The 9,166-nt window shown below is 66.9% G+C and carries 8 protein-coding genes and 1 pseudogene; 5 read left to right on the top strand and 4 right to left on the bottom strand.

Features of this window, described 5'->3' with window-relative positions:
* Positions 1–17: 17 nt before the first annotated feature.
* A pseudogene (locus A1D30_RS24500) lies at positions 18–730 on the bottom strand (IS5 family transposase).
* A 413-nt stretch (positions 731–1,143) separates the two neighbouring features.
* On the opposite strand from A1D30_RS24500, the gene A1D30_RS01395 reads away from it, so the two are divergent.
* The 3 genes from A1D30_RS01395 to A1D30_RS01385 are packed head-to-tail and all read left to right on the top strand — an operon-like array spanning position 1,144 to position 4,944.
* On the top strand, positions 1,144–2,136 hold the full coding sequence (locus A1D30_RS01395) for a Bug family tripartite tricarboxylate transporter substrate binding protein (RefSeq protein WP_063459172.1): 993 nt from the start codon (positions 1,144–1,146) through the stop codon (positions 2,134–2,136).
* Between the two features lie 20 nt (positions 2,137–2,156).
* A complete protein-coding gene (locus tag A1D30_RS01390; protein ID WP_063459020.1) occupies positions 2,157–3,098 on the top strand; it encodes a 3-hydroxyacyl-CoA dehydrogenase NAD-binding domain-containing protein in 942 nt (313 codons plus the stop codon).
* A gap of 46 nt (positions 3,099–3,144) precedes the next feature.
* Complete coding sequence (locus A1D30_RS01385; protein ID WP_063459019.1) at positions 3,145–4,944, top strand: feruloyl-CoA synthase; 1,800 nt, start codon at positions 3,145–3,147, stop codon at positions 4,942–4,944.
* Between the two features lie 94 nt (positions 4,945–5,038).
* On the opposite strand, the gene A1D30_RS01380 is transcribed toward A1D30_RS01385, so the two are convergent.
* Entirely contained in the window at positions 5,039–5,494 is a 456-nt protein-coding gene (locus A1D30_RS01380; protein WP_063459018.1) for an HU family DNA-binding protein, read from the bottom strand.
* A 402-nt stretch (positions 5,495–5,896) separates the two neighbouring features.
* On the opposite strand from A1D30_RS01380, the gene A1D30_RS01375 reads away from it, so the two are divergent.
* The gene (locus A1D30_RS01375) at positions 5,897–7,630 is read left to right on the top strand and encodes a diguanylate cyclase (RefSeq protein ID WP_082836252.1); all 1,734 of its coding nucleotides are present in this window, start codon (positions 5,897–5,899) and stop codon (positions 7,628–7,630) included.
* 42 nt (positions 7,631–7,672) lie between these two features.
* Here the strand turns inward: A1D30_RS01375 and A1D30_RS25955 are convergent, their stop codons facing one another.
* Positions 7,673–7,840 (bottom strand): hypothetical protein, encoded by a 168-nt coding sequence (locus A1D30_RS25955; RefSeq protein WP_199865907.1) that lies wholly within the window; start codon positions 7,838–7,840, stop codon positions 7,673–7,675.
* Complete coding sequence (locus tag A1D30_RS25950) at positions 7,809–7,952, bottom strand: hypothetical protein (RefSeq protein ID WP_199865906.1); 144 nt, start codon at positions 7,950–7,952, stop codon at positions 7,809–7,811. Before A1D30_RS25950 ends, A1D30_RS25955 begins: the two co-directional genes overlap by 32 nt.
* Before the next feature lie 205 nt (positions 7,953–8,157).
* Between A1D30_RS25950 and A1D30_RS01370 the strand changes: the two genes are divergently transcribed.
* Complete coding sequence (locus A1D30_RS01370) at positions 8,158–9,162, top strand: M14 family zinc carboxypeptidase (protein WP_063459016.1); 1,005 nt, start codon at positions 8,158–8,160, stop codon at positions 9,160–9,162.
* Positions 9,163–9,166 lie beyond the last annotated feature (4 nt).

Here is a 9,166-nt window from a genome sequence, read left to right as displayed (position 1 = left end):
CTAGGGTCTGTTGAGAATCAACGGGAGTTGATGACAGCAGCCGCAAGATAGATCACGGCCGAGAAGCTGGTGTCCGTCTTGTCGCTGCGCATTGCGATGCGCTTGAACTCTTTGAGCTTGCCGAAGAAGTTCTCTATCAAGTGACGCCACTTGTAAACTTCCAGGTCGATCTCCAAAGGTGATCGCCGACGCGGCATCTGTGAGATCACCACCTGTGCGCCGCGCCTGTTCAACTCCTCAATCAGCCAGTTGGCATCGAAGGCCTTGTCGGCCAGCAAGGCATCAAAGCGAACATCGGCGATCAGCTCTTTCACTCCTGAAATGTCATGGCGCTGCCCTGGCATCAGGATGAACTTCACCAGATTGCCCAACGCATCCGTCAAAGCCAATATCTTCGTGGTCAAGCCTCCCCGCGAGTGACCGATGGCCTGGCCCGAAGTCCCCCTTTTGCGCCTTGGCCGTGCCGGTGTACTTTCACAATCGTGGCATCCGCCATCGCATATTCCATGTCCGGCTGCTCGCTCACCGCATCGAACAGGGCTTGAAACACATCAGCCTTGACCCAGTCCCGAAAGCGCTTGAACACCGTATTCCATTTGCCGAACTCTTGCGGCAGGTCTCGCCAGGGGCTGCCTGTGCGGGCAATCCACAGCACCGCCTCAACGAACCGGCGGTTGTTGGCGCCGCTGCGCCCCGGGTCACTTGGCTTGCCAAGGCAGTGGGGTTCCATCTTGGCCCATTGCGCGTCTGTCAGTACCCATCGAATGCTCATCCGCTTATTGCACCATAGCCCTGATCTGTTGAATTTGATTCTCAACAGCCCCTAGNTGGCGCCGCTGCGCCCCGGGTCACTTGGCTTGCCAAGGCAGTGGGGTTCCATCTTGGCCCATTGCGCGTCTGTCAGTACCCATCGAATGCTCATCCGCTTATTGCACCATAGCCCTGATCTGTTGAATTTGATTCTCAACAGCCCCTAGCATTTTCCGCCACACACCGTGATGACCCAACGCAAAGTCTTTGACACCACTACCCTTGGCTTAGGGTGTGGCCTGTCGGCCGCGAGATCCGCATTGGCGCACCACTGAGCCACACCCCCCTTTTTTTTCATCGCCACAACAAACCACCCGCAGGAGACACAGGATGATGTACACACGCCGCCACTTCATGAACCAACTCGGCAGCGCCGCTGCGCTCACCGCCCTGTCGCCCCTGGCCGCGCAGGCCCAGACGCTGGAGCAGATCAAGGTCCTCTACGGCTTTCCGGCAGGCAGCGCGGGCGACAGCGTGGCGCGCCGGGTGGGCGAGAAGCTGGCGGGCTCGCCCTACACGCGCAACCCTGCCGTGGTGGAGAACAAGCCCGGCGCGGGTGGGCGCATTGCGCTGGAGTCGCTCAAGGGTGCCCCTGCGGACGGCACCGTGCTCACGCTCTCGCCGTTCTCGTGCACCTCGATCTACCCCCACATCTACAGCAAGCTGAGCTACGACCCTGTGAAGGACTTTGTGCCGGTGTCGATTGCTGCGGTGATGCACCATGGGCTGGCCGTAGGGCCGCTGGTGCCTGCATCGGTCAAGACGGTGAAGGACTTCCTGGCCTGGGCCAAGGCCAACCCGGTGTTGGCCAACTATGGTTCGCCCGCAGCAGGCTCCACGCCGCACTTCATTGGCGCCCTGCTGGGGCTGAACAACGGGGTGGATCTCAAGCATGTGCCTTACCGGGGATCGATCCCTGGCGTCACGGATGTGGTGGGCGGGCAGATCGTCTCCATGGTCACGCCCAGTGGCGACTTCATCCCCAACCACAAGGCCGGCAAACTGCGGCTGATTGCGACTTCGGGCCAGGCACGCTCCCCGTTCTCGCCCGAGGTAGCCACGTTTGCCGAACAGGGCTTTCCAGAACTCACGACCGAGGAATGGTTTGGTTTCTACGCCCCGGCCCGCACGCCCACAGCCGTGGTAGCGGCCGCCAACGCGGCCATCAATGCCGCCATTAAGGAAAAGGCCGTCATCGACAGCCTGGCCGTGGTGGGGCTGATCGCCAAGGGCTCGACGCCTGGCGAGATGCAGGCATCCCAGCAGGCCGAGTTCGAGCGCTGGGGCCCACTCGTCAAAAAGATCGGCTTCACGGCGGAGTCTTGATTGCACAAGGAACCCATCGCATGGATCAGACCATGAAGCGCGTGGCCGTGGTGGCCACCGGCGTCATCGGCGCGAGCTGGGCCGCGTACTTCTTGGCGCGGGGCCTGGACGTGGATGCCTGGGACCCGTCGCCGGGCGCGCAGGAGCGCCTGTGCACAGCCGTGGCTGCGCACTGGGAGGCTTTGTCGCGCCAGGGGCTGGCGGACGGGTCCCACCTGGATCGCCTGCGCTGGCATGACCGGCTGGAAGACGCGCTGGCGCAGGCCGACTTCGTGCAGGAGAACGGGCCTGAGCGGCTGGACGCCAAGGTGGAGCTGTTTGGCCGCATGGATGTGGCCGCGCCCGCCCACGCGATCTTGGCGTCCAGCACCTCGGGCCTGGCCATCAGCGACATCCAGCAGGCCTGCGCGCGGCCCGAGCGGGTGGTGCTGGGCCACCCGTTCAATCCGCCGCACATGATTCCGCTGGTGGAGGTGGGCGGCGGCCAGCGCACGGCGCCCGAGGCCGTGGCGCAGGCGATGGCGTTCTATGCCCACATTGGCAAGCGCCCCATCCATGTGCGGCGCGAGATCAAGGGGCACATTGCCAACCGCCTGCAGGCCGCGCTTTGGCGCGAAGCATTTCACCTCGTGAACGAAGGCGTGGCCACCGTCAGCGACATCGACACCGCCATCGCCCAGGGCCCTGGCCTGCGGTGGGCGCTGATGGGGCCGTTCATGAACCTGCATCTGTCGGGCGGCGAGGGCGGTATTGCGCACCTGCTGGCCCACCTGGGCGGGCCCATCGAGGACTGGTGGCGCGACCTGGGCGCCCCGTCCATGGATGCAGCCCTGCAGCACCAGGTGGTCGATGGCGTGGCGCAGGCGTTGGGCACGCGGCAAGCCGCTGATTTGGCCCGCGCGCGCGACGCGCTGCTGATCGAGCTGCTGCGCGCCAAGCAATCGTCGGGCGCGCTGGACTGATGCCTGATGCGCCCTGCACACAGAAAAAATCCTGCGAGACAACACCATGCACCCTGTATTCCTTGACGACGAAGACCAGATCGCGCCGCCGCGCACGCTGCGCCGGTCCCTGGACGATGGCTCGTTCACGCTGCGCTCTCCCGAGGCCCTGCGCCCCTATGCCCGCTGCGTGGGCGAATGGCTGGAGCGCTGGGCGAAGGAAACGCCCGACACGCTGGCCCTGGCCGAGCGCGATGCGAGTGGTGAAGATTGGCGCGGCCTGAGCTACGCACAACTGCGCCGCGACGTGGGTGCGGTGGCCCAGTCGCTGCTGGACCTGAAGCTGCCTGCCGGCCGCCCCATTGCCATCCTGTCCGACAACGCGGTAGACCATGCGGTGCTCATGCTGGCGGCCATGCATGTGGGCATCACACCCTGCTCCATGTCCAGTGCCTATGCGCGCTCGCAGGACCCCAGCCGCCTGCACAGCATGCTGGCGGTGCTGGAGCCCAGCCTGGTCTATGCCTCCGATGCGCAGGTCTACGCGCCAGCGCTGGCCGGATATGGCGGTGAGGTGGTGAAGGTGTTCAGCCGCCACGCCGACCGCTGCGCAGGCGCGCTGGCGTTTGAGCAGCTGCAGCGCGGGCAGGAAACCTCCGCCGTGCGCCAGGCATTTGAAGCGCTGGACGCCGATGGCCATGCTAAGTACCTGCTCACCTCTGGCTCCACCGGGCGGCCCAAGGTGGTCATCAACACACACCGCATGTTGTGTGCCAACCAGCAGATGATGGCCCAGACCTGGCGTTTTATGGCCCACGAAAAGCCGGTGCTGGTCGATTGGCTGCCCTGGAGCCACACCTTCGGCGGCAACCACAACCTGAACATGGTGCTGTGCCACGGCGGCACGCTCTACATCGACGAAGGGCGGCCGATGCCCGGGCTCATCGACAAAACCGTGCGCAACCTGCGCGACGTGCAGCCCACCATGCTGTTCAACGTGCCCCGGGGTTTCGACATGCTGCTGCCGTTTCTGGAGGCCGACGAGGCCCTGGCCGCGCAGGTGCTGGCGCGTGTGCGCCTGGCCTTTTATGCAGCGGCGGCATTGGCGCCCTCCACCTGGCAGCGGCTGGAGGCGCTGGCCCACCGGGTGCGCCCCGCAAGGCCCCTGTGGCTGACCACCTCGTGGGGTTCCACCGAGACCGCACCCGCCGTCACCACCGCCCACTGGCGCCTGGAGGGCGCAGGCTGCATTGGCGCGCCGCTGCCGGGGCTGGAACTCAAGCTGGTGCCCAACGGCGGCAAGCTGGAGATGCGGGTCAAAGGTGTTTCGGTGTTTGCAGGCTACCGCAACGCGCCCAGCGAAACCGCTGCCGCCTTCGACAGCGAGGGCTTCTACCGCATTGGCGATGCGGGCTATTTGGCCGACGCCGAGCGGCCCGAGCGGGGCGTGGTGTTCAACGGGCGCGTGGCCGAGGATTTCAAGCTGTCCAGCGGCAGCTGGGTGTCGGTGGGCACGTTGCGGGTGGAGCTGGTGTCGCAGCTCGCGCCCCTGGTGCAGGACATCGTTCTCACGGGCCACAACCGCGACGAGGTGGGAATGCTGGTGTTTCCATCGGCAGCGGGTGTGGCCGATACGGGCAGGCTGGAAGCGGCTTTGCGCGCGCTGATGCGTGCGCGGCGCAGTGCGGGCGCGGGGTCTTCGCAATGCCCCACACGGGCGCTGGTGATGCGGGAGCCGCCCGATGCCGACGCGGGGGAGATCACCGACAAGGGCTATATCAACCAGGGGGCTGTGTTGTCACGCCGCGCAGCAGCGGTGGCTGCGCTCTACGCCGAACCCGCTGCTGCGGGTGTGATCACCGGCTGACTGTCCGGGGAGAGGGGCGAGGGGGSGGGGGGCGTGCATGGGGCGGGGCCCATGCACGCAGGCCGGTTTTGGCCTGCAAGAACCAAAGGCCTGATCAGGCCGTTGCGTCCTTGAGCTTCTTCAGCGCGCGGGTCTTGATCTTGACCGATGCGGGCTTGGCGGGGAACCAGCGCTCTTCACCGGTGAAGGGGTCCTTGCCAAAGCGCTTCTTCTTGGCAGCGACTTGCTGCAGGCCGATCTTCAGCACGCCGGGCAGCGTGAATTCGCCGGAGCCCTTCTTGTGCACCGAGCCCAGGATGGCGGCTTCGAGTGCGGCCAGCACGGCCTTGGCGGCCTTGGGTTCCACGCCCGATTGCTCGGCCAGGTGGGCCACCAGCGTGGTCTTGTTGAAAGCCGTCTTGATGGGCTTGAGCGCTGCGGGGGCCGCTGCTGCGTGCTTGGCAGCGGGTGCTGCAGCCTTCTTGGCGGGAGCAGCCTTTTTGGCTGCGGGTGCTGCGACCTTGACGGCGGCCTTCTTTGCGGGTGCTGGAGCTTTTTTTGCAGTTGCCATGATTGTTTCTTCGTTGGTTTGGATTGCGATCGGCCCTCTTCAATTTGCCGAGAGCCTGCGTGATTTTAGGTGCGAGAACGCCCAGACCGATAGAGGGCATGTCCTGCCAGTGTTTGAGGCTTCTGCGTGGCTCCGTGCCAAGGGGCGCGGTGCGGGCCGCAGCGGCAGTTTTGGGGGCCGTGCCCCGGTGCGTTGAGCGCACACCAACGGATGCCTCGGCGGGCCTGGTGGGCGGGGCCACAGCAGCCCCCGGCCGCCTGGGAAACGCCTGCCAGACCGGCCTTCATACAATCCCGGCAGGCCGCAGCGCGCAGGGGCGGCCTTTCTTGCGCTGCCTGGTGCAGCTTTCCTTTTTTGGTGTGGTGCCCGCAAAGCGCTTGTTTGTTCATGCAACTCAGTCGAATGCTCCACCTGCTAGGGGCCCTGGTTCTGGTGGCCACGATGGTGCTGGTGGGGCGCCTGGCCACTACCGAATGGCAATCGGTGCACAAGGCGTCGGAAAGCCTGCGCTTGCTGGAGCAGCTGCAACGCGGGCTGGTGGCGGTCGAGATGGTGTCGCGCGAACGTGGGCCCACCAACGGTGCGCTGGGCGATGCCTTGCCCATGGCGCAGCCGCGCGCCCAGGCGCTGCAGGAGGCGCGGGCGCGCACCGACCAGGCGTTTGATGCCCTGCGGCAGGCCGTGGCGGCCGCACCCCGTTCCACCGCCGACGGCATCCACTTGGTGCAGAGCCTGCAGACCGCGCGCAGTGCGCTGGTGCAGGCCCGCGCAGATGTGGACCAGGTGCTGGCGCTGCCGCAAGCGCAGCGCTCGGCCGAGGCCATCCGCGACGCTGTGCAGGGCATGGTGGCCGTGGTGCCCCTGCTGTCGCCGGTGACCAATCCACTGGCCAGTGCCGCCCAGCATGCCTATCCCGCGCTGGGCGACGATGTGCAGGGCGCGCGCCTGGCCGCAGCGCTGCGGGAATACGCCGGTCTGCTGGGCTCCCACTTCACGGCGGCCTTGGTCAAGGCGCAGCCGTTTTCTGCGGCCGAGCGCCGTGCCATTGACGAGACGCGGGGGCGCATTGCGCAGTTGCGCACGCTGGTGGAGCTGCGGCTGCAGCTGCCGGATGAGGCCCCCTCGGTGTCGCAGGCGTGGAGCACGGTGGAGGCGCGGTACTTTGGCGTGGCGCAGGCGCTGCTGGGCCAGGTGCTGGTGCAGGGCGACGGGGACGGCCACTACGGCCTGTCGGCCGCCGAGTTTGCGGCCCTGTATGTGCCCGAGATGAACCCCATCCTGGCGCTGCGCGATGCGCTGCTGGCCCAGGCCCGCGACCGCGCGCAGCAGGAGCACCAGCGCGCGCTGCGGGTGCTGGTCTGGGCGCTGGCGGGCTCGGGGGCGCTGCTGCTGGTGCTGGGGGGTGCGCTGTATGTGATCCAGCACCGCGTGCTGCAGCCCCTGGCCAAGACCACGCGGGCCCTGAAGGCGCTGGCCAACAACGACCTGCAGGCGCCTTTGCCCGTCCCCCTGGCCGAGGATGAAATGTCGGCCGTCATCGGTGCGGTGCGCGCGCTGCAGGGCCAGACCCGCCGGCGCCAGGACCTGGAGCGCGAGCGCGACCTGCTCATCGAACAGCTCCGGGAGCAGTCCGAAACCGATTACCTCACCGGCCTGCCCAACCGCCGGGCCTTCATCACCCAGGCGCGCACCGCCCTGGCGCAGGCCACGCGCTATGGCGTTGACATGGCTGTGCTGGTGCTGGATGTGGACTGGTTCAAGCAGCTCAACGACAGCCTGGGCCACGCGGCGGGCGACAAGGCGCTGCTGGCGGTGGCCGATGTGGTGCGCACCGAACTGCGCGAGGGCGACCTGGCAGCGCGTTTTGGGGGCGAGGAGTTTGTGCTGCTGCTCAGCCACTGCAACCGGGAGCAGGGCCTGCAGTTTGCCAATCGCCTGCGTGAGAAGGTGGCCGCAGCGCATGTGATGGGCGTGGCCGACCCCGAGGTGCGCGTGACGGTGAGCCTGGGGATTGCGGACTCGGCCCACGGGGGCTGGGGGCTGGATGCCCTGCTGTCCGCTGCCGATGCGGCGATGTACCAGGCCAAGAATGCCGGGCGCAACCGGGCCGTGGCCGCTTCGGTGTCGCCAGACTGAGCGCCTTGCCAGGCGTTCTGCCTGGCGTTGGGCGCGGCCTGCTCAGTGGTGGTGGATGGCGGCCTGCTGCCGCTGGCGCCACTGCTGAAAGCGCGAGCGCTGCAGCGCCAGCAGCTCCACCAGCCCCCAGGCCAGGGCGCACACCAGCATGCCCCGGCCTACAGCCCAGCGGTAGGCCTCAGTCCTGCGCAGCGGTCGGCGCATCGTCATAGGCTCCGTCGCAGGCCCACTCGTGGGTGCGGGGCAGGTCAAAGCTCAGCCAGCCCCCTTCATCGAACAGCTGATCCAGCAGCCGCTGCAATCCGAGCAATTTCCAGAGCATGGTGCGCCTCTTTCGTAAGGAGGTTGAAGAGAGATCGTGGCGATCTGCAGGGCAAGGTACCGCCGTTGTGTGACGGTTTTGCGTCGGTTCGCATGAACCCAACAGCGGCCCCGCTGCGTTCTTTTTTGCTCACCTGGGCGCGCTGGCGGGCGCTATCCTCCGGCGGTGAACCCTTGCCATCCCTTCTAAAAAGCCCCTCTGCAACATGCTGCCCGAGCTTCTGGCGCTGGAAAAAATCCTGGAGCAGGGCGCGCCCCACCTCGATGTGCAGGTGGTGCGGCAGGTGCAGGTGGCCTCGGGCGAGCGGTTTCCGGTCTACGCCATTGGCGTGGGCAACCCGGCGCCGGATGTGCCTGCGGTGGGCTTTTTTGGTGGTGTGCACGGGCTGGAGCGCATCGGGGCCGAGGTGGTCATCGCCTACCTGCAGAACGTGGTGATGCGCCTGCAGTGGGACACCACCTTGCACCGGCAGCTGGAGCAGGTGCGCCTGGTCTTCATGCCCATCGTCAACCCGGGCGGCATGTGGTCGGCCACGCGGGCCAACCCGCGCGGGGTGGACCTGATGCGCAACGCCCCGGTGGACGCCGTGGACCGGGTGCCGCTGTGGGTGGGCGGGCAGCGGGTCAGCGCGGGCCTGCCCTGGTACCGGGGGCGCCTGGGCGACCCCATGGAGGCCGAGAGCCAGGCACTGTGCGAGGTGGCCACGGCCCAGCTGCTGGCGCGGCCCTTCAGCATGGCGCTCGACTGCCACTCGGGCTTTGGCGTGAAGGACCGGCTGTGGTTTCCGTTTGCGCACACACGCAAACCCATTGCGCACCTGGCCGAGCTGCATGCGCTGCAAGAGATCTTTTTGCAGGCCCACAGCCACCACCCCTACATCATCGAACCGCAAAGCACGCAGTACCTGGCGCATGGCGACCTGTGGGACCACCTGTACCTGCAAGCTTGCCAGACCCGGCCCACGCACACCTTCCTGCCGCTCACGCTGGAGATGGGCTCGTGGCTGTGGATCAAGAAGAACCCCCGCCAGCTGTTTTCGCGCAACGGCATCTTCAACCCGCTCATCAACCACCGCCAGCAGCGCGTGCTGCGGCGGCACCTGTCGCTGCTCGACTTTCTGGCGCGCGCGGCCTGCAGCCATGCACGCTGGACGCCCGCGCCCGATCAGCGCGCGCAGCGCCGGGCCGATGCGCTCGCGGCCTGGTACTGAAACG

Origin of the sequence: Acidovorax sp. GW101-3H11 (genome assembly GCF_001633105.1) — a bacterium.
GTDB lineage: Bacteria > Pseudomonadota > Gammaproteobacteria > Burkholderiales > Burkholderiaceae_C > Acidovorax.
The sequence above is the reverse complement of the archived record's forward strand: the minus strand, read 5'-3'. Positions and strand labels throughout refer to the sequence as shown.

Bases quoted from the DNA above. Each gene is read 5' to 3' on its own strand.
- A1D30_RS25950 (WP_199865906.1), bottom strand. From the start codon at position 7,952: ATGCTCTGGAAATTGCTCGGATTGCAGCGGCTGCTGGATCAGCTGTTC.
- A1D30_RS01395 (WP_063459172.1), top strand. From the start codon at position 1,144: ATGTACACACGCCGCCACTTCATGAACCAACTCGGCAGCGCCGCTGCG.
- A1D30_RS01370 (WP_063459016.1), top strand. From the start codon at position 8,158: ATGCTGCCCGAGCTTCTGGCGCTGGAAAAAATCCTGGAGCAGGGCGCG.
- A1D30_RS01380 (WP_063459018.1), bottom strand. From the start codon at position 5,494: ATGGCAACTGCAAAAAAAGCTCCAGCACCCGCAAAGAAGGCCGCCGTC.
- A1D30_RS01385 (WP_063459019.1), top strand. From the start codon at position 3,145: ATGCACCCTGTATTCCTTGACGACGAAGACCAGATCGCGCCGCCGCGC.
- A1D30_RS25955 (WP_199865907.1), bottom strand. From the start codon at position 7,840: ATGACGATGCGCCGACCGCTGCGCAGGACTGAGGCCTACCGCTGGGCT.
- A1D30_RS01375 (WP_082836252.1), top strand. From the start codon at position 5,897: ATGCTCCACCTGCTAGGGGCCCTGGTTCTGGTGGCCACGATGGTGCTG.
- A1D30_RS01390 (WP_063459020.1), top strand. From the start codon at position 2,157: ATGGATCAGACCATGAAGCGCGTGGCCGTGGTGGCCACCGGCGTCATC.